The organism is Rhodococcus spongiicola (assembly GCF_004011835.1).
GTDB classification, from domain to species: domain Bacteria; phylum Actinomycetota; class Actinomycetes; order Mycobacteriales; family Mycobacteriaceae; genus Prescottella; species Prescottella spongiicola.
In genome coordinates this window covers 956,898-976,851 of the sequence record NZ_RKLN01000001.1, presented here as the reverse complement: position 1 = coordinate 976,851, position 19,954 = coordinate 956,898, and the positions used below count along the sequence as shown (strand labels likewise).

Annotated in this window: 17 protein-coding genes; 13 read left to right on the top strand and 4 right to left on the bottom strand. The window is 66.9% G+C overall.

The features are described from left to right. The first annotated feature begins 367 nt into the window (after positions 1 to 367). The 3 genes from EF834_RS04550 to EF834_RS04540 are packed head-to-tail and all read left to right on the top strand — an operon-like array spanning position 368 to position 3,565. Positions 368 to 934 (top strand): TetR/AcrR family transcriptional regulator, encoded by a 567-nt coding sequence (locus EF834_RS04550; protein ID WP_408014469.1) that lies wholly within the window; start codon positions 368 to 370, stop codon positions 932 to 934. 55 nt (positions 935 to 989) lie between these two features. Continuing rightward, positions 990 to 1,820, top strand: coding sequence for a crotonase/enoyl-CoA hydratase family protein (locus tag EF834_RS04545; protein ID WP_127945988.1), 831 nt, complete (start codon positions 990 to 992; stop codon positions 1,818 to 1,820). 32 nt (positions 1,821 to 1,852) lie between these two features. Beyond that, positions 1,853 to 3,565: an MDR family MFS transporter gene (locus EF834_RS04540; protein ID WP_127945987.1), complete on the top strand. Its 1,713-nt coding sequence runs from the start codon at positions 1,853 to 1,855 to the stop codon at positions 3,563 to 3,565. A 67-nt stretch (positions 3,566 to 3,632) separates the two neighbouring features. Here the strand turns inward: EF834_RS04540 and lexA are convergent, their stop codons facing one another. Both lexA and EF834_RS04530 read right to left on the bottom strand, forming a co-directional pair. Beyond that, positions 3,633 to 4,295 (bottom strand): transcriptional repressor LexA, encoded by a 663-nt coding sequence (gene lexA, locus EF834_RS04535; protein ID WP_127945986.1) that lies wholly within the window; start codon positions 4,293 to 4,295, stop codon positions 3,633 to 3,635. A 90-nt stretch (positions 4,296 to 4,385) separates the two neighbouring features. After that, entirely contained in the window at positions 4,386 to 4,877 is a 492-nt protein-coding gene (locus EF834_RS04530) for an inorganic diphosphatase (protein WP_127945985.1), read from the bottom strand. Positions 4,878 to 5,097: 220 nt separating this feature from the next. Here EF834_RS04530 and dacB point away from each other — a divergent pair, with 220 nt between their 5' ends. The 7 genes from dacB (at position 5,098) to EF834_RS04495 (ending at position 11,705) form a co-directional block, all read left to right on the top strand. Further along, positions 5,098 to 6,501: a D-alanyl-D-alanine carboxypeptidase/D-alanyl-D-alanine endopeptidase gene (gene dacB, locus EF834_RS04525; RefSeq protein WP_127945984.1), complete on the top strand. Its 1,404-nt coding sequence runs from the start codon at positions 5,098 to 5,100 to the stop codon at positions 6,499 to 6,501. A 63-nt stretch (positions 6,502 to 6,564) separates the two neighbouring features. Continuing rightward, a complete protein-coding gene (locus EF834_RS04520) occupies positions 6,565 to 7,620 on the top strand; it encodes a zinc-dependent metalloprotease (protein WP_127945983.1) in 1,056 nt (351 codons plus the stop codon). Continuing rightward, positions 7,617 to 8,588, top strand: coding sequence for a tRNA lysidine(34) synthetase TilS (gene tilS / locus EF834_RS04515; RefSeq protein ID WP_127945982.1), 972 nt, complete (start codon positions 7,617 to 7,619; stop codon positions 8,586 to 8,588). Before EF834_RS04520 ends, tilS begins: the two co-directional genes overlap by 4 nt. A 12-nt stretch (positions 8,589 to 8,600) precedes the next feature. Beyond that, a complete protein-coding gene (hpt, locus tag EF834_RS04510; RefSeq protein ID WP_127945981.1) occupies positions 8,601 to 9,155 on the top strand; it encodes a hypoxanthine phosphoribosyltransferase in 555 nt (184 codons plus the stop codon). Between the two features lie 137 nt (positions 9,156 to 9,292). After that, positions 9,293 to 9,628 carry a DUF6412 domain-containing protein gene (locus EF834_RS04505; protein ID WP_127945980.1) on the top strand — a complete coding sequence of 112 codons (336 nt, stop codon included), beginning with the start codon at positions 9,293 to 9,295 and terminating at the stop codon, positions 9,626 to 9,628. A gap of 56 nt (positions 9,629 to 9,684) precedes the next feature. Next, a complete protein-coding gene (locus EF834_RS04500) occupies positions 9,685 to 10,338 on the top strand; it encodes an ABC transporter ATP-binding protein (protein WP_127945979.1) in 654 nt (217 codons plus the stop codon). 44 nt (positions 10,339 to 10,382) lie between these two features. Next, positions 10,383 to 11,705, top strand: a complete 1,323-nt coding sequence (locus tag EF834_RS04495) for a DUF6297 family protein (protein WP_164874063.1) — start codon at positions 10,383 to 10,385, stop codon at positions 11,703 to 11,705. Between the two features lie 75 nt (positions 11,706 to 11,780). On the opposite strand, the gene EF834_RS04490 is transcribed toward EF834_RS04495, so the two are convergent. Beyond that, positions 11,781 to 12,734 (bottom strand): aldo/keto reductase, encoded by a 954-nt coding sequence (locus EF834_RS04490; protein ID WP_127945977.1) that lies wholly within the window; start codon positions 12,732 to 12,734, stop codon positions 11,781 to 11,783. Positions 12,735 to 12,836: 102 nt separating this feature from the next. Here EF834_RS04490 and EF834_RS04485 point away from each other — a divergent pair, with 102 nt between their 5' ends. Next, positions 12,837 to 13,439, top strand: a complete 603-nt coding sequence (locus tag EF834_RS04485; RefSeq protein WP_127945976.1) for a TetR/AcrR family transcriptional regulator — start codon at positions 12,837 to 12,839, stop codon at positions 13,437 to 13,439. A gap of 5 nt (positions 13,440 to 13,444) precedes the next feature. Here EF834_RS04485 and EF834_RS04480 read toward each other — a convergent pair whose 3' ends face one another. Beyond that, positions 13,445 to 15,724, bottom strand: a complete 2,280-nt coding sequence (locus EF834_RS04480; protein WP_127945975.1) for a serine/threonine-protein kinase — start codon at positions 15,722 to 15,724, stop codon at positions 13,445 to 13,447. Between the two features lie 98 nt (positions 15,725 to 15,822). Here EF834_RS04480 and EF834_RS04475 point away from each other — a divergent pair, with 98 nt between their 5' ends. Both EF834_RS04475 and ftsH read left to right on the top strand, forming a co-directional pair. Next, positions 15,823 to 17,205, top strand: coding sequence for an amidase (locus EF834_RS04475; protein WP_127945974.1), 1,383 nt, complete (start codon positions 15,823 to 15,825; stop codon positions 17,203 to 17,205). A 266-nt stretch (positions 17,206 to 17,471) separates the two neighbouring features. Continuing rightward, positions 17,472 to 19,907: an ATP-dependent zinc metalloprotease FtsH gene (gene ftsH / locus EF834_RS04470; protein ID WP_127945973.1), complete on the top strand. Its 2,436-nt coding sequence runs from the start codon at positions 17,472 to 17,474 to the stop codon at positions 19,905 to 19,907. The last annotated feature ends 47 nt before the right edge of the window (positions 19,908 to 19,954 follow it).

The window sequence follows — 19,954 nt, the reverse complement described above, 5'->3', positions numbered from 1 at the left end:
GAAACCGATCAGTAGACCGGCGCTACGGCGGCGTACAGCGGGAGGGCTGGAGCCGACCGGACCGAGCGCAACGCCCGTACCCAGCAGCGACAGCGGGAGCCAATGTCCGGCAAAGGTTCCCAGAACGTGGATCGTGACAAGTGGGCAGACTGCGCCCGATCCGACTCGGGAGATCGGCCCGTACGAACTGCCGCCCGCACGGGCCGTCGTCAGCATGTCCGTGCTGCTCGGGTCGATCACATCCCCGCGCTCGATCTCGCGGGACCCGAACGGGTTGTCAACACGGCAGGTGGTGAATACCGTAGGTATCGTGTCCGAAGTCCGCCAAGACGGGGTGCCCTCGACCGTGCGTCCGGGGCGAGACGTTGTGCGGGCGCGCATTCTGGCCGCGGCCGCCGAGGAGTTCGTCGACAGGGGATTCCAAGGCGCGCGTCTTGCGGAGATCGCACGCCGGGCGGGCTTCACCAAGGGTGCGGTGTACTCGAACTTCGAGTCGAAGCAGGACCTGTTCGTCGAACTGTTCGAGCAACGTTGGCTCGACCTCATGGGCCGTGTGGCCGGTGAGATCGCAGGCCTCGGTCTCGCCGACGCCGTGGGCAAGGGTGGGGCAGCCATCGCATCGGCCCTCGTCGCCGACCCCGAGTGGTCGCTTCTGGTCCTCGAGTTCGGAGTCCAGGCCGTACGCGATCCCCAGGTCAGACAGGCGTATCAACGTGAGCGGCGTCTCCTGCGCGGCAAGCTCATCGAACTGATTGCCGACCGCGCCCGCGAGTGGGGCGTGGACATGGACGTGCACACCACCGCCCTGTCGCTGACCGCCTTGATCTCGGGTCTGGTGCTCGAGCACGCCGTCGATCCCGAGGAAGTGGACGAGCAGGCGATAGGGGCTGCCGTCACCGCATTGTTCGCCGGCGCTGTCGCTCGCGCCGGTTAGAAGGCGACCGACGCTCGGTAAGGGCGAGGTCGGATCGAAAGGTTACTCTCCAGTAATGACGGAACAGCAGAGTTGGAATGCGTTCACGGTCGAACGCAAGGACCACGTCGCCCAGGTCACCTTGATAGGCCCGGGCAGGGGCAATGCGATGGGGCCGGACTTCTGGGACGAACTCCCAGGCGTCTTCGCCGACCTCGACGCCGACCCCGAGGTCCGCGCCGTGGTGCTCGCCGGGTCCGGCAAGCATTTCTCCTTCGGGCTCGACCTACCGGCGATGAGCGGAAGGTTGGGCGAAGTGCTCGCGGAGAACGCGCAGGCCGGCCCTCGCACGGACTTCCACGAAATGATCAAACGCATGCAGTCCGGCATCAATGCCGTCGCCGACTGCCGAAAGCCCGTCGTTGCGGCGATCCAGGGTTGGTGCATCGGCGGTGGCGTCGACCTGATCTCGGCCGCCGACGTCCGCTACGCGAGCGCCGACGCCAAGTTCAGCATCCGCGAGGTCAAGGTTGCCATCGTCGCCGACATGGGCAGTTTCGCTCGTCTGCCCGCAATCATCGGCGATGGGCATCTGCGTGAACTCGCGCTGACCGGCAAGGACATCGATGCGGCCCGCGCCGAGAAGATCGGGCTTGTCAATGAGGTGTTCGACGATGCGGACGCGGTGCTTGCCGCGGCCCACGCGACCGCCGCCGAGATTGCGGCGAACCCGCCGCTCGTGGTGCATGGCATCAAGGATGTGCTCGACCACAGCCGTTCCGCGGCGGTGAACGACAGCCTGCGTTACGTGGCCGCGTGGAACGCGGCCTTCCTGCCGTCACAGGACCTCACCGAGGCCATCACGGCGGTGTTCCAGAAGCGTCCTCCCGAGTTCAAGGGGCGCTGACCGCCATGTGATGGCGACGGTGAGGAGCCGAAATGGCACAGGATTACAAGGACACCGAGTCCACCGTCGCGCCTGAGCAGCAGGCCACGTTCACGCATCGCCAGATTTTGGCGATCCTGACAGGCCTGCTGCTCGGGATGTTCCTCGCCGCGCTCGACCAGACCATCGTGGCGACGGCCATGCGCACGATCGCCGACGACCTCAACGGCTACTCCCTGCAGGCGTGGGTGACGACTGCGTACCTGATCACCGCGACGATCGTCACCCCGCTCTACGGCAAGCTCTCCGACATCTACGGCCGCAAGTCGTTCTTCATGGCGGCGATCGCGCTGTTCGTGTTCGGTTCGGTCCTGTGTACTTTCGCGCAGTCGATGCCCATGCTCGCGGTGTTCCGCGCGATCCAGGGTCTCGGTGCCGGTGGCCTGTTCTCACTGGCGCTCGCGATCATCGGAGACATCGTCCCGCCCCGCGAGCGCGCCCGCTATCAGGGCTACTTCATGGCGGTGTTCGGCACGTCGAGTGTGCTCGGTCCCGTGATCGGTGGCCTGCTGGCCGGACAGGAATCGATCTTCGGAATCGCTGGTTGGCGGTGGGTGTTCCTGGTGAACGCCCCGATCGGACTGCTCGCGCTCGCCGTCGTGTGGCGCGTGCTGCACCTGCCCCCGGTGCACCGTCTCGTGCGGATCGACTGGTGGGGTGCGCTGACCCTGACCATCGGTCTGGTTCCGCTGCTGGTGGTCGCCGAGCAGGGGCAGTCCTGGGGATGGGGCAGCCCCCGATCGCTGACCTGCTACGCCATTGGTGTCGTGGGAATCTCCGCCTTCGTCGTGGTGGAGTACTTCATGGGGGACTCGGCACTGTTCCCGCTGCGCTTCTTCCGGAACCAGACGTTCGCGCTGGGCGTGGTGATCAGCTTCCTCGTCGGCGCAGTCATGTTCGGTGCGATCATCATCGTCCCGCAGTACCTGCAGGTGGTGAAGGGGTCGAGTCCGACGATGTCCGGCTTCCAGATGCTGCCCGCGGTGCTCGGTATCGCGATCGGGTCGATTCTGTCGGGACAGCTGATTTCCAGGACGGGCCGCTACCGGATCTTCACCATCCTCGGCGCTGTGCTGACCGCGGTCGCGGCGGTGCTGCTGCACTCGGTGACAGCCGACACCAGCCTGCCGGTCTTCATGGTGTTCATCTTCGTGCTCGGCCTGGGCCTGGGAAATCTGTTGCAGCCGCTGACCCTCGCGATCCAGAACGCGCTGCCGCCGAAGAACATGGGTGTCTCGACCGCTGCCGCGACGTTCTTCCGGCAGATCGGCGGCACGATGGGTGTGGCGCTGTTTCTGTCGATTCTCTTCGCGAAGCTGACGCCCGCGATCACAACCCAGCTGGAGGACGCGGCGCAGTCACCGGAGTTCCGGCAGGCGGTTGCGGCCGGGTTGCAGAGCCCGGACCCAGCGGAGGCGGGAATCGCCCGCGCGCTGGCGACCGGAGACCCCAGTGCCACGCATGCCGCGATGCAGGACACCTCGTTCATCGAGCACCTCAACGCGACCCTCGCGGAACCGTTCAAGAACGGCTTCGCGGTCGCGTTCGAGGCCATCTACCCACCGATCGTGGTACTGGCCGTCGCCGCGCTGGTGCTGATCCTGATCTGGCGGGAGGTGCCGCTGCGGAAGAAGTCGGGCCTCGCCGAAAACGCCGAAGACACCGTCACCGACGACACCGACGGCGCAGCAGCCGACACAGTGTGAACGTAAGGCGGTGAACGTAAGGCGGTGAACGTAAGGCGCCGTGTGAACGGCGGTTGGGGGAGCCCGGTCAGATTCGCCGCATCACCGACACCACCCGGCCGAGGACCACGGCTTCGTCGCCGTCGATGACCGGATAGGAGTCGTTGCGGGGCTCCAGGTAGACGTGCCCGCCGCGGCGCCGGAACACTTTGACGGTGGCTTCGCCGTCGATCATCGCGGCGACGATCTGTCCCGAGTGCGCTTCCTGCTGTTGCCGCACCACGACGAGGTCGCCGTCGCAGATCGCAGCGTCGACCATCGAGTCGCCGCGAACCCGCAGCGCGAATACGGTGCCCGAGCCGACGATCTCACGCGGCAGCGCCAGCACCTCGTCGGTGTGCTCATCGGCAAGGATTGGCGTGCCGGCCGCGATGTCACCGACCACGGGCACCGTCACTGCGTTCTCCGGCGACTGCTCCGGCGCCGACCCGGTGAGGAATGGACGCACATCGAGTTGCCGGGTCATCGATCCGCCGCGACGGAGAAACCCCTTGTGTTCCAGGCTCTTCAGGTGCTTCGACACCGACGACGTCGACCGTAGGCCCACTGCATGCGCGATCTCTCGAGTACTCGGCGGGCACCCGTGCGCCGACACCCAGTCGTGGATCGCTACCAGGATCCGCTGCTGGGTTGGCGGCAGGGTGGAGGGGTCGAGGCCACCGAACATGTCGAGATCGTCGTAACCGGTCACCCGGCGAATCGTAGTGGGGTAGGTGGGCCCTGGAAACGGTGAAGGTGTGGGAGCAGCACATGCGCTCCCACACCTTCACCGGCAACTACTTCAGTGTCCGCCGTTCGCCTTCAGGCGTTCGATGGCCTCCGAGATGACCTTCTCGGCCTCCGCGCGGCCGACCCAGTCGGCTCCGGTGACGTACTTGTTCGGCTCGAGATCCTTGTAATGCACGAAGAAGTGCTTGATCGCATCGAGCTCGAACTGGGGGACGTCCGCGATGTCCTGGATGTGATCCCAGCGCGGGTCGCCCGCGGGTACGCACAGTACCTTGTCGTCGCCGCCGGCCTCGTCGACCATGTTGAACATGCCGACCGGGCGAGCCTCGACGATGACGCCGGGAAACACCGGTTCGGGCAGCAGCACCATCGCGTCCAGCGGGTCGCCGTCCTCACCGAGGGTGTTGTCGATGTAGCCGTAGTCGGCCGGATAGCCGAACGAGGTGTAGAGGTAGCGGTCCAACTTCACGCGGCCGGTCTCGTGATCGACCTCGTACTTATTGCGCTGGCCCTTGGGGATTTCGATGGTGACGTCGAACTCCACGTCTTGTCCTCACTGTCTGCGTCTGACTGTCTGCATCTGCGACTGCCGCCCGAGTAGACGGTTCGGGAAAAGAGTAGCGGGTCGGCGATACTGTGTGATGCGGGTGGTGCAGGTGCTGGAACGCCTCCGGCCCTCGTTCGGAACGATCTGAGCGGTCCGCGGAATCCGCGGTCGGAGCGCTGGGCGCTTCGGTGGGAAATTTGGGCGATTCGGAGGGAAGTTGGGGAGCGACGGAAAGAAGAAGGTCGGCATCCTGGCCGAGCGTCGACGTCGAAATGTTCGGATCCTGCTCTCGCTCGTCGCCGTTCTCGCACTCGTCGTCGGCGGCGCCGCCGTCGTGCTGGTGCAACGCGGGAGCGCGACCGCGGCCCAGGACGTGGCCGCAACCTCGCCGCAGCTGATCACCGCCACCCCCCAGGTCGCGCCGCTGCCCGACGATGCCCCCATGCCAACTCGTCAGGCTCTCGAGGCGGCCCTCGCCCCGGTCGTGTCGAACCCCGACCTGGGCGTCTTCACCGGTGTGGTGTCCGACGCGCAAACCGGCACCGTGTTGTGGGCCAAGGACCCCGACACTCTGATGACGCCCGCGTCGGCGACCAAGATCCTCACTGCGGCCGCAGCAATGCTGACCCTGCCCCCGGACCATCGCGTCGAAACACGGGTGGTGCAGGGCTCGAGCGCGGGTGAACTGGTGCTCGTCGGCGAGGGCGATCCGACGCTCACCGCGCAGCCGCCCGGGCAACCGAACTACTACCCGGGTGCGCCGCACGTCGCGGACCTCGTCGAACAGATCCGGCGTGCGGGCGTCGAGGTGGACAGGATTGTCGTCGACACCAGTGCATACATCGGCCCCGCGATGGCGCCGGGGTGGGTGCCCGACGACATCGCCGCCGGTTTCATCGCGCCAGTCGAGCCAGTCATGATCGACGGCGCGCGGATCGAACCGCTCATCGACGAGTCGCCACGCAGCGCCACGCCGGCGCTCGACGCCGGCCGCACCCTGGCGCAGGCACTCGGCATCGACCCGGCCCGGGTGGCGCTCGGTAAGGCCGAGCCAGACGCGGCCACCGTCGCGAGCGTGCAGTCGGCGCCGCTGCGTGATCGATTGGGCCAGATGATGCGCATGTCCGACAACGTGCTCGCCGAGACAATCGCACGCGAGGTCGCCGGCGCGAAGAACGTCGATAGATCGTTCGCGGGCGCCACCGCGTCCGTCGCGCAGGTCCTCTACGACGCCGGGTTCAAGATGGACGGGCTAATCCTGCACGACGGCAGCGGCCTGTCCGTCGACAACCGGGTCTCGGCCCTTCTACTCGACAACGTCCTGAACGCGGCGGCCGGTGACTCGAAGCCGCAACTGCGTCCAATGCTCGACGACCTGCCCGTCGCTGGTGCCACCGGCACCCTGGCCGACCGGTACGTGTCCGGCGACCGGACGGGCGCCGGGTGGGTTCGGGCCAAGACGGGAACGCTCTCGATCGCTAGCGTGTTGACCGGATATGTCGTAGATGCGGATGGGCGCGTGCTGACGTTCACACTGATGTCCAACGATCGTCTGCCGATGGTGAGCCGGCCCGCGCTCGACGCGGTCGCCGGAGCGCTGCGGCAGTGTGGGTGTAGGTGAGCAGTGTGGGCGCAGGTGAGCAGTGTGGGTGCAGGTGAGTTGCGGCGAGATGAGGTAGTGAGGGTGACTACGGCAGACTCGGACAGCCGATTCGGCGGCGCGGTGGATTGGGGCCTGGCTGCTCGGACGGGCGTGCGTCTGGCGCCCGCCGGACCTGTCACGTCGCGGTACACCGCAGAGGCCGTGGTCGCCGACCTCGAGAGCGCCTCGTTCCGCGCGGAAGCGCCAGTCCGCGGTGTCACCGGGCTGGCCGACGGGCTGCCGACCCCTTCCGCGCGGGTCGTCGACCGGGCCGGTTGGGTCCGCGCCGCGGCGCAGTCCATGGCACACCTCACGGGATCGGACGTCGATCCGCAGCGTTCAGCGTTGGCAGGAAAGACGGGTGGTGTGCAGGCGGGTGCGATGCTCGCGTACCTTTCGTCGGCGATTCTCGGCCAGTACGACCCGTTCACCGGTGAGCACGGAACGCTGCTGCTCGTCGCGCCCAATGTGCTGCAGGTGGAGCGGACGCTGGCGGTGCCGGCCAGAGACTTCCGGTTGTGGGTATGTCTGCACGAGGTCACCCACCGAGTACAGTTCTCGTCGGCGCCCTGGATGGGTGACTACATGCGCAGCTCCGTCGCCACACTCGGCGAGTCGTCGAAGGAGACGATGGCTGAGTTCGTCTCACGACTCTCTTCGGCATTGCGAGATCGGCGCCGCGGCGAGGACCTACCCGTCGACCAGCGGGGCATCATCGGACTGGTGCGCGCCACCCAGGCCGAACCCCAGCGTGCGGCGCTCGACCGGATGCTCGTGCTCGGCACCGTGCTCGAGGGCCACGCCGACCACGTGATGGATGCCGTCGGACCCGACGTGGTGCCGTCGGTGGTGCGCATTCGGCGGGCATTCGATGCGCGCCGTCGTCGCCGGACCACCCCCGTGCAGCGAATCCTGCGTGCGCTGCTCGGTGTGGACGCCAAGATGGCGCAGTACGTGCGCGGCAAGCGCTTCGTGGACGCCGTCGTCGGCCGAGTCGGGATGGATCGGTTCAACACGATCTGGACCGGCCCCGAAACGATGCCGACCCTCGACGAGATCGAGCATCCCGACGCCTGGATAGCGCGGGTGCTGGGGTGAGGCGCCTCCCGGAAGCACCCGCGATCCTCGAGGTGCGGCATGCGGTTCGGGCGTGGCTGGCGCAATACGAGCCGGCCGGAACGGTCGTCGTCGCGCTTTCTGGTGGCGCCGACTCCCTCGCACTCACGGCGGCCGCGGTCGTCGAGGCGCCCTCGGTGCGTGCGCTGGTCGTCGACCACCAACTCCAGGACGGCTCGGGCCTCGTCGCCGCCACCGCGGCCACGCGGGCACTGGACCTCGGATGTGCCCGGGCGGACGTCGTGCCGGTAGACGTCGCCGCGTCCGGTGGACTCGAGGCTGCCGCGCGCAGCGCCCGGTACGCGGCCCTCGATGCGGGCCGCGGTGGGCACCCTGTCCTGCTCGGACACACCCTCGACGACCAAGCCGAGACGGTGCTACTGGGTCTGGCCCGCGGCTCCGGTGGGCGGTCGATCCGAGGCATGGCCGAATACGACGCGCCCTGGGGCCGGCCCCTGCTCACAGTCCGGCGTGAGACGACCCGCCGCGCCTGCGCCGAACTCGCGCTCGAGCCGTACGAGGACCCCCACAACTCCGATCCGGGTTTCGCTCGGGTACGGCTGCGCACCGAGGTGCTGCCGCTGCTCGAGGACACCCTCGGTGGCGGGGTGGCGGCTGCACTGGCCCGCACCGCGGGACAGCTCCGTGAGGATGGTGAGGTGCTCGACACCCTCGCCCGCCAGGCACTCGCGTCGGCGCGGGACGGAGACGATCTCCTCGTCGAGAGCCTGCGCGAGATTCCCGTCGCGGTGCGCCGCCGGGTCTTGCGGGCCTGGCTCCTCGACCGTGGCGCGAAAGCCCTGACCGACAAGCAGTTACGGGCAGTCGACGACCTGATCGGCCACTGGCGCGGGCAAGGCGGAGTCGCTGTCGGTGGCGGCGGTCCAGGTGTCAGGTTGGTCGCGTCCCGAAGCCGTGGCAGGCTGTCGGCGGACTTCGTGAACGATTGAAGGGAATGCTTCGTGTACGAGGGCGACATCGCATCGGTACTGATCTCCGAGGAGCAGATCAAGCAGCGGACGGCGGAACTCGCCGCGAAAGTTGCCGAGCGATATCCGACCGGCGCCCCTGAGGGCGACTTGCTGCTGGTCGGTGTCCTCAAGGGCGCGATCTTCTTCATGACCGACTTCGCACGGGCGCTGCCGATCCCCACGCAAATGGAGTTCATGGCTGTCAGTTCGTACGGATCATCGACGTCGTCGTCGGGCGTCGTGCGGATCCTCAAGGACCTCGACAAGGACATTGCCGGTCGCCACGTGCTGATCGTCGAGGACATCATCGACTCGGGTCTGACGCTGTCATGGCTGATGCGCAACCTGAGGACGCGCAACCCGGCGTCACTCGAGGTCGTCACGTTGCTACGGAAGCCGGAGGCGATCAAGGTCGACGTCGAGGTCGCGCACGTCGGCTTCGACATCCCCGACGAGTTCGTCGTCGGCTATGGCCTCGACTACGCCGAGCGCTATCGGGATCTGCCCTATATCGGCACCCTCGACCCCAAGGTGTACGGCGGATAGCTTCCCCGCGACACGACCCGCGCTCGAGGGCCCGCAGGTCCTCCCTTCGGCCATTCCTGGCTGCAGCGCCTGTAATCGTTCATCTTCGTGGGTGTGCCGACCATGATCGGTGTTTCGGTCCGGATATGCTGCGTGGCATGAGACACGGCTGGCGGCGAGGCGCTGATGTGCTGGTCTTCCTGCTGTCGTGGGCCGCCGTCTGGCTACTCACGGTCGATCTCACCTTCGCCGGCGACACAACATCGTTGTTCGCTGGCCTGTTCGCAGCGGTCGTCGCTGTTGCTGTGCTGGTTCTCGTCTGGCGCTCCGAGGACCTGATGTTCGGGCTGTGCCGGACCACCCGCGGCCCGACGAGCGAGGAGCAGCGCCTGCGAGGCGCCTTCCGCCGCCATTCCCACCCTGATACTCCCGGCCGTCCGCAACCTCGAGCACCGGGCCTCTTCGCAGGGGCCGCTCTTCCTGCATCAATCTGACCGGTCCCTGCTTCCTCGCGACAAACGATCTCTCCGAGGAACCACGGGGGTACCCCATGCTCAGCCCTTCTCAGCCGGACGGCCGTGTCTTGTCCGTACGCGATGCCGAGCGCCATTTCGGCGATCAGCTCGTGTTCTCCGCCGTCACCTTCGATGTCACGGCCGGCCGGTGTTGCGCGATCGTCGGCGCGAACGGTGTCGGCAAGTCCACGTTGCTCCGCTGCGTGATCGGCGTCGACCGACTCGACGGCGGCACAATCAGTGTCGACGGTGACGTTGTCGACGAATCCTCACCCGCATTCCGGTCCGCGGTGGCTGCTGTAGTCGGAGACGTGGCCACATTCGCTCACTTGACCGCGCACGAGCACCTGCAACTCGTCGCGACCGCCCACGGCATGCCTGAACCGTACGAACTGGCGACGCAGACACTGGCCGACGTCGGGCTCTCAGGGGCCGCGGACCAACTCCCGGTGACACTGTCCAGCGGCCAACGCCGCCGCCTCGCGGTGGCATCGGCCTTTGTCAGGCCTCGGCGGCTGCTGGTGCTCGACGAGCCCGAACAACACCTCGATGCGGCCGGGCGAGCGTGGCTCGTTACCCGCATCAACGCCGAGAAGGAGCTCGGGACCGCGGTCCTGGTCGTCTCGCACGACTCGACCCTGGTCTCGGCGGTCGCCGACGACACGGTGGACGGTGACTCATGGCGTTGATCAGCCCCGCCTCGACCGTTCCGTCCGCGCGTACCATCCGAGCGATGCAGCGTCGGTTGGCTCGCTCCAACGCCCCCGGCGCTGACCGAGTCGGCGCAATTGTTGTCGCGGCACTCGGAACGTATGTCGTCGTCGGAACCGTGTGGTGGCTGGCGACCAGACCTGCGACCGCGCTGTTGGACTCGGGGCTGTTGCCGACCGTCCAGGGGTGGAACCCCACGTGGGCGTGGGCGGTTGCCGCCGCCGCGATGGTGGTGGTTGGGTCTACGGCACGTGCCATCGGACCCCTGACCGCCAGCCCCGAATGCACCTTTTGGGTGTTGTCGACACCAATCGACCGCGCCACGCTGCTACGGCCGAGACTTCTCGTAACGCTCATGGGTGCCGCCGTGGCAGGGGCGGCCGGCGGTCGGTTGGCAGCGTTCGCTGGGGCTGTCGAGCAGTGGGCACCCCTGACAGCTGGTGCCGCCGCCGGCTGTGCGGGCGTTGCCGCCGTCGCCGTACTCGAACAGGGCAAAGTGCTTCCAGCCCCGATAGTCTCGAGCGTGCGGATCCTGTTCTCGGCGGTAGGCGTTGCTGCGGTGGTGGCTGCGGTTGCCGGCGCCGTGGTCCCGGTTTTCACGACATGGACTCCAGTCGTTGTCCTCTCGGCCCTGACGGCCCCGCTCGTGATCGCAGCGCTGTGTGTATGCAGGCGGATCACAGCCGCCGATCTGAACGAGGGAGCCGACATCGCAGTGGCGATGCGGGTCTCGATCATCGGCTTGGATCTATCGATTCTGACGGGCGTAGCCGACGACAATGCGTGGCGACGGGTCGCTCGCTGTCCCTCTCGATCGCTGCCTCGCAGACGTACGCGCGCGCTGATCCGCTCGGATCTCCTTCGGCACCTGCGCCGACCGTCAACCTTCGCCATTGTCGGCGTGGTTGTTGCTGCCACCTGGACGGTCGGCGGCGCGGTCTCGCCAATTGCAGCGGCGTGGACGCAACTCGCGGCGGTGTTCATTACCGCGGTGGTGTTCAGCACCGGGTTTCGAGAGATGTCCAACAGCCGAGAGCTGTTGGGGATGCTCGGCATGGCCGACCGGGCACTGCACCGTCCGATGATGGTGGTCCCGGCGTGTGCAGCAGCGGCGGTGACTGCGACGACGGCACCGTTCGTGGGTTGGACTGCCGCCCCTACATTGATCGCCGCGGGCGGTGCGTGCCTTGCGGCGTACCGTCTGCGCACCCGGCTACCGACCGCCTACGACGGGCTCATCCTCGAAACAGGAGTAGGACAACTTCCTGTCGACCTGATCCGGCAGAAGCTACGCGGGCCGGACATGCTGATCGCATCGGCGATGCTTCTGGCCATCGTGGTCTGATTCAGGTGGTGGGAGTAAGGAGAAAGCGCGGGTCGCGGCATCTCAGTGCATCGGTCTGCACACGGCGGCTGCCCCCTATAGCCATGGCGAGGGGGTGCCGCGGCCCCCCTGGCCGCCGGCGGGAGCGATGGCGGCGATGCGCTCGAGATCCTCGGTGGTGAGCGCGATGTCGCTGGCTGCGACATTTCGAGCGACGCGGTCGGGGTTGCGTGAGCCTGGAATCGGGACGATGTTGTCGCGTTGCGCGAGAGTCCAGGCCAGCGCCAGCTGCGAGACAGTGATGCCTTTGGCGTGGGCGAGTTCGGTGAGCTGACCGATGATGTGCGCGTTGGCGTCGTAGTTGTCGGCGTTCCACCAGGGCATGAGGGTACGGAAGTCGGTCGGATCGTAGTCGTGGGCCGGCTTCGCTGTGTCGGTGAGGAATCCGCGCGCCAGCGGGGAGTAGGCGACGAACCCGATTCCGAGCTCTTCCAATAGTGGGAACAGTGGTTCGGCGTCCGGGGCAAAGATCGAATACTCGGTTTGCAGCGCTGAGATCGGGTGCACGGCATGGGCTTTGCGGATGACCTCGGGTGTCGCCTCGGAAAGGCCGAGGTACTTCACCTTGCCGACGTCGACGAACTCGGCCATGGTCGCGACGACGTCCTCGATCGGCACGGCGGGGTCGACTCTGTGCTGATAGAGCAGGTCGATGTTGTCGACTCCCAGGTTGCGCAGGCTGGCGTCGACCACCTCGCGGATGTGCTCGGGGCGCGAGTCGGTGCCGAAGCGGGGGGTGAATCCGAACTTGGTGGCGATCACCACCTCATGGCGAAACGGTGCCACCGCGCGGCCGAGTAGTTTCTCGCCTTCTCCCCAGCCGTACATCTCGGCGGTGTCGAAGAAGGTCACGCCAAGGTCGTGTGCACGGCGGATCGCGGCGACCGATTCGGTGTCGTCGCTGGCTCCGTATCCGACCACGGTGCCCATCGATCCGTAACCTATCGCCGAGACGGTCAGTCCTTGCGTTCCCAATGCCCTGTGCTGCATGAACAAGCCCTCTCTCAGAGTCAAACCAAACTGTTTGGTTCGACGCTACACGCGCTTGCTGACTCGGTCAAACCAACTAGTTTGGCTTGGTAGGGTGGCCGGGTGTCGCCTTCGCCTCGTACCGATTCGACCCGTGGCCGCATCGTCGAAGCGGCCACCGCCGAATTCGCGCGACACGGGGTTGCCGGTGCGCGCATCGATCGGATCGCGAAGTCTGCCAGGACCAGTAAGGAGCGGGTCTACGCGTACTTTCGCAGCAAAGAAGAGCTCTATGGGTTCGTCGCCGCCCGTGAACTCGACGCGGTCGCCGAAGCAACGCAGATGGATCCCGCTGATCTGCCCGGCTACGCCGGACGAGTCCACGACTACTTCGTCGCCAACCCCGACAACCTACGTCTGATGCGTTGGGGGCAGCTCGAATTCGCCGACACCGGCTCTGATGGCGCCGCTCGAGACACGGTCAGCCGCAAGGCGGAAAAGCTTCGCCGCGCGCAGCGGGAAGGACTGCTCGATCCTTCGTGGGACCCGCTCGACATCCTCGTGTTCGTCAACCAGCTGGCGATGGCCTGGGCCGACCAACCAGGCCTGACGTCCGTCGAAAGCGGTGCGCGTGAGCAGTTCCTGGCAGACCGTCGAGCAGCTATCGTCACCGCGGTCGAGCGGCTGTTTCCCGCAGCGCCGAGTTCTCTCTTCGGGAACAGCTGAAGCCCCTACGACACGACGCGCTCGAGCGCCCGGAGGTCCTCCTCGAGCAGGCGGAAGAGCCAGTACACGAACACGAACGCGACCACGCCGCCGACGCACAGCACTCGCACCGCGACTATGACGGAAGAGATCTCGTCGGGAGGCAGGAACGTCGCCCCGGCGACCCCGACCAACGGCACCGACGCGGCCACCGCGAGGTACATGGTGCTGCGGCGGTCGAGACCTCGTAGCCGGCGCTCGTCGCTGCTGCTGGTGATGCCGTGAGGCAACAGCGATGGATACAGGCACCGCACAGCGTAGAACGTGACCAGGAAGAACGGGTATGCGACCGCGATCGCCCCACACACGATCTGCGAACCCAGGAAGTGCAAATAGACGCCCTGTGGAAGGGCCCCGGCGGCGATCTGCAGCATGACCGGAAAGGCGATTCCCGCGATGAGCCACAGCGCGAACACCACTGCGACGATCCGGTCACCCATCAGCAGGGTGTCGGCGCGGGCACGAGAGAGGGTGGCAGCGTCGTAGCTTCTTCCCCTCCGGAGACCCAAGGGCACGTAGATGACGTAACGGCAGAAGTACACGATCAACACGAACCCGAGCGGGAACACGATGCTGTTGATCACCTGCGAGATCTCGACGAATCGCTGCTGTGCATCGGCAGACAGCTCATTGATGATCAGCGTCTGGTTGTGGTTGTAGTTGTAGATCGCCGCGAGGGTGTTCGGAACACCCACACCGAGTGCGACGATCGGAATCATCCACGGCAACAGACGGTGTCGCCAGCTGTGCGGTGGTGGGTCGACGAGGTCACGGGCCCGAGCATCGAGGCACAGATCCAACTGCTGCGCCAGTTCCGCACCCGTCGACCAGCGATCCTCGGGATTCGGTGCCAGGCACGTCAGTAGAACGCGGCGCAGCGCAGCAGGGCAGTCGTCGGGCAGATCCTCCTGGAACCGCGTATCGATCTCGTGTCGTCGCAGCGCCAGCATGCGTTCGAGCGATGTCGCTGATTCGCCGGCGTCGCGTTCGTCCGCGAACGGACGCCGCCCGGTCAGCAGTTCCCACAACATCACCCCGAGCGCGTAGATGTCGCTCCGGGCGTCGAGGTCGGTGGCCGTGCCGGACAGATCCGGGTGGCAGGCCTCGAGTTGCTCGGGCGACATGTAAGCCAGGGATCCACCGAAGTACGCGACTGGACTGGTCCCTGTGACACGGTCGCTGAAGCTGATGTTGAAGTCCGCCAGCTTGGGAACGCCCTCCGACGTCAACAGGACGTTCGCGGGTTTGATGTCGCGATGCAGGACGCCGTGCTGGTCGGCGTACTCGAGGGCGTCGGCGAGACGACGGCCCAGCCACGCGACCGTTTCGGGCCAGCTGAGCCCCGCTATCTCGGCGCGCACACTCGAATCGCTCGGCCGGATCTCGCCCTTACGTTCCAGGACAGCGTCGATCGAGTCGAGCAGAAGCTGACCGGTTCGGGGATGCTCCGGATCGGCGGGATGCTCGCGAACGCGGCGCAGGACGTCGAGCAGGGTGCCACCCGGCACGTACTGCATGTACAGCAGCTTCAGTTCGCGATCGGGCAGTAGTCGCTGGTCGAACACCCGGACGATGTAGTCGTGGTCGAGTTGGGCCAGGGTCTGCGGTTCGGTGCCGTGGTCGTGCGAGACCTTCACGGCGACAATCCGCTGCATCGACCGCTGCCTGGCGAGGAACACCCGTGCGAACGATCCGCGGCCCAGCTCGGTGAGCAGGTCGAAGTCGTCGACCCGGTCGCCGACGTTGACCTGCTCGAGGGCCCGCTGTGCGCCCGGTTGTGCAACCAGGGTGCTGCGGTAGTCGTCGGGCGCGAGCAGGGCCGTCACCTGCTCCGCGTTCTCGGGGAACTCCCGCACGTACGCTTCGGCGTCGACGGCGTGACCGCCGCGACGGCGTAGGTGGAAGTCCTCGTAGATGAGGTCTACCGGAAGCGGCTTCGACCGCAGTTCGGGGAACTCGGCGCGGTACTCCGAGAGCGGTTTCGGTCGGTTCGCATGCAGTAGTCGGTACTCGAGATCCACCTTGATCAGCTCGACGATTGCGGCACGGCGCAGCGCATCGCGGACGGGCATCCCACCTGGCAGGAACGATTCGATCTGCGGGGGGTCGTCGGCCGCCGCCCACCGGTCGGCGAACCGGGCGACGACGTCGGCGAGGAAGGACACCGTTCGCGCGCCGAGATCCGGCGGCGGCCCGCCGTCGATCGTCGAGGCGGCGGTCGGGGTCGATGCGGTTGTGCCGTCCATCACACGTCACGTCCGAAGATGGGGAGTGCGGCAAGGTGGGGCCAACTCACCCCTAGGGGTACTCGAAATGATATCGCCGTTGGCGTCATACTCGGCAGGTGCGAGATCCGGGTGCCGAGGGGCCTACTGCTGAGAAGTCCACAGTCGACGAGTTCACTGCCGTTTCCATCGCCAGTCGAGTGCGTGCCGGGGCGCTGTCTCCGGTCGCTGCCGTCGACGATGCCCTCGCCCGCATCGAACAGCGTGATTCGAGGATCCACGCGTTCGTGCGCGTGCTGAGGGAGCGGGCCCGGGCTGAAGCCGAGGCGCTCGCCGGCCGCCCCGACCTCTCGAGCCTGCCCCTCGCCGGGGTTCCCGTCGCGATCAAGGACAATGTTCAGGTTCAGGGCGAACCCATGCGTGACGGTTCGGTTGCGACGGATCCGAACCCGTCCGCGAGCGACCATCCGACCGTCGCCAGGTTGCGGGCGGCCGGCGCCATCCCGGTCGGTTTGACCGCAGTCCCGGAACTCTGCGTGTGGGGTGCCGTCGACTCGCCGGGTGTGATCACCCGCAATCCGTGGAACCCGGACCGTGTGCCCGGAGGATCGTCCGGTGGTTCCGCCGCCGCCGTCGCTGCCGGCATGGTGCCGATCGCGTTGGCCGCTGACGGCATGGGTTCGATCAGGATTCCGTCGGCCGCATGTGGTGTCTTCGGCATCAAGCCCGGGCGCGGTGTTGTGCCGTCCGAGCTGGGCGAGCACTCGTGGTTCGGGATGTCGGAGAACGGGCCGATCGCGTCGACCGTCGAGGACGCGGCCCTGATGCTCTCGGTGCTGGCCGACGAGCCCGACCTCGGTCGGATCCCTCAGTCGCGGCCGCTGCGGGTCGGCGTGGCTGTCAACGCGCCGTCGCCGATCTTGCGGGTCGACGGCCAGTGGGCGAGCGGCGTCGAGAAAACTGCGGCGCTGCTCGCCGAGGCCGGGCACCGTACGTCGCAGACGCGGGTGCCGTATCCGCCCAACATGACGGCGGCGTTCGCGCGCTGGATGGCCGGGACCGCAGACGACGCTGCCGAACTCGATCCGGCCCTGCTGCAACGACGCACCCGCAGGCACGCCGCGGTCGGTCGGATGATCAAACGGGCAGGGCTGGTGCGGCAGTCGCAGGTGGACCGCATCGAGGCCAAGATGCGGTCGTTCTTCTCGGCCTACGACGTCGTGGTGACGCCGTCTCTCGCGCAGCCCCCGGTCGCGGCACTTTCGTGGAGCGAGAAGTCCTGGCTGTCCAACGTTGTCGCAAACGTCCGGTATGCGCCGTTCAGTGCGATGTGGAACGTTCTCGGCTGGCCGGCAGCAAGCGTTCCGGTCGGTATGCACTCCGCGTCCCGGACACCGCTGGCGGTGCAGATCGTCGCGCCGCCCGGCGGGGAGCGGACTGTGCTCGCGGTGGCGGCCGAGATCGAACATCGGCAGGGCTGGTTGCGTCACTCGCCTGTGTGAGATGCGCACGTTCGTCCCGGGCGGGTGGCGTACGTCCCAGACCGGGAACCGAGACGGGGGTGAAGCGCGTTGAAACTGATGACGATACTTCCAGGGGACGTAACCGGGACAGCTGGCTGCTACCAGGCATCGAGCATCTTCGTCCGCGGTAATCTGAGGTGTCCGGACAGTGGGACATCCGCTCGTCTGGCCAGCCGGAACGGTGATCACGTACCTGCACGACCGCCCGCACTATCGAAAGGACCGGCCGCGGTGGCCGAACCTGTATGAACCGCAAGACTGTGTTCCGCAACCTGGCGATAGTCGCCGGTGTCCTGTTGGTCATTTACGCCTTCAGCTTCTTCGGCAACGACACGCGGGGGTTCAAGTCGGTCGACACCTCGGTGGCGATCGCGCAACTCGACGCCAACAATGTCGACAAGGCGCAGATCGACGACCGCGAACAGCAGGTCCGCCTGTGGCTCAAGAGCGGTAACGACGCCACCGAGGGCAGCACCGAGATCATCGCCAAGTATCCGGAAGCGGCGTCCGAGCAGATCTTCGACAAGGTCTCGGGTTCGGGACTGCAGGAGTTCAACACCAGCGTCACGCAGGAGAGCTGGCTGACCTCGATGCTGCTCTTCGTGCTGCCGATGATCATCCTGCTGGGCATCTTCTTGTTCGTGATGAACCGCATGCAGGGCGGTGGCCGCGGCGGAATGATGGGCTTCGGCAAGTCCAAGGCCAAGCAACTGTCGAAGGATCTGCCCAGCACCACCTTCGCGGACGTCGCGGGCGCCGACGAGGCGGTCGAGGAACTCTACGAGATAAAGGACTTCCTGCAGCATCCCGCGCGCTACCAGGCACTGGGCGCCAAGATTCCGAAGGGTGTGCTGCTCTATGGCCCGCCCGGCACGGGTAAGACGCTGCTCGCGCGGGCCGTCGCAGGCGAGGCCGGTGTCCCCTTCTTCACGATTTCGGGTTCGGACTTCGTCGAAATGTTCGTCGGTGTCGGCGCCTCGCGTGTGCGTGACCTGTTCGAACAGGCGAAGCAGAACAGCCCGTGCATCATCTTCGTCGACGAGATCGACGCCGTCGGTCGGCAGCGCGGCGCGGGCCTGGGCGGCGGACACGACGAGCGTGAGCAGACCCTCAACCAGCTGCTCGTCGAGATGGACGGCTTCGGTGACCGCACCGGCATCATCCTGATCGCCGCGACGAACCGCCCCGACATCCTCGACCCGGCACTACTGCGCCCTGGGCGCTTCGACCGTCAGATCCCGGTCAGCGCCCCCGACCTGGCAGGGCGACGGGCGATCCTCGCGGTGCACTCGCAGGGCAAGCCGCTCGACCCCAATGCCGATCTCGAGGGCCTCGCCAAGCGCACCGTCGGTATGTCGGGTGCCGACCTGGCGAACGTGATCAACGAGGCCGCGCTGCTAACGGCTCGCGAGAATGGGACCGTGATCACGGAGACCTCGCTCGAGGAGTCCGTCGACCGGGTGATCGGCGGTCCGCGCCGCAAGAGCCGGATCATCTCCGAGCACGAGAAGAAGATCACCGCGTACCACGAAGGTGGTCACACGCTCGCGGCGTGGGCGATGCCCGACATCGAGCCGATCTACAAGGTCACGATCCTTGCGCGAGGACGCACCGGGGGTCACGCGATGACCGTTCCCGAGGACGACAAGGGCCTGATGACGCGGTCGGAGATGATTGCGCGCCTGGTCATGGCGATGGGTGGTCGCGCCGCCGAGGAACTCGTATTCCACGAGCCGACGACCGGTGCCTCGTCCGACATCGACCAAGCCACCAAGATCGCCCGGGCCATGGTGACCGAGTACGGCATGAGCGCCAAGCTCGGTGCGGTCCGCTACGGGCAAGAACAGGGCGACCCGTTCCTGGGCCGCACGATGGGCATGAACTCCGACTACTCGCACGAGATCGCTCGGGAGATCGACGAGGAAGTACGCAAGCTCATCGAGGCCGCGCACACGGAAGCGTGGTCGATCCTGAACGAGTACCGCGACGTCCTGGACGAGCTGGCCGGCCAGCTGCTCGAGCATGAGACCCTGACGCGCAAGGACCTCGAGAAGATCTTCACGACGGTGGAGAAGCGCCCACGGATCACTGAGTTCGACGTTTTCGGTGACCGCACGCCGTCCGACAAGCCGCCGATCAAGACGCCGCGAGAGCTTGCGATCGAGCGGGGCGATACGTGGCCGCCGGCGCCCGAGCCGGTGCGGGAGGCACAGCCGACGTTCGCGCAGCGCCAAACGGCGCCTCCGTTCAACGGGAACGCCACCGCAGAGCCTTCCTACGGCCGGCCTCCGTCACAACCGGGACCAGCACAACCGGGTCCTGCGCAACAGGGTCCTGCGCAGCCTCCCGTGCCGCCGGTTCAGGGGACCCGTCCCGACTACGGCGCTCCGGCGGGCTGGTCCGCTCCGGGTTGGCCGCCCCGCGAACCGGCCGACGGCGGTCATGGTCAGCGGGCTGACAGTGGTCATGGTCAGCGGGCTGACGGCGGTCATGGTCAGCGGGCTGACAGTGGCCACGGTCAGCAAGGTGGACGGCACCAGCACCCGCAGTGGGATCCGTCCCACCAGCGCCCTGCCGGGCCCGAGGACGGCTCGGGCCGTCCACCTGGCGATAGGGGGAGCGGACGGTCCGACAGTGATACTCCGACGCAGGTCTGGGAGGGGCCGACCGGCCCGCAGTAATCGGCCCACAGCTAGGCTCAGACTCGGCACACCCGTATGGTCCGGGG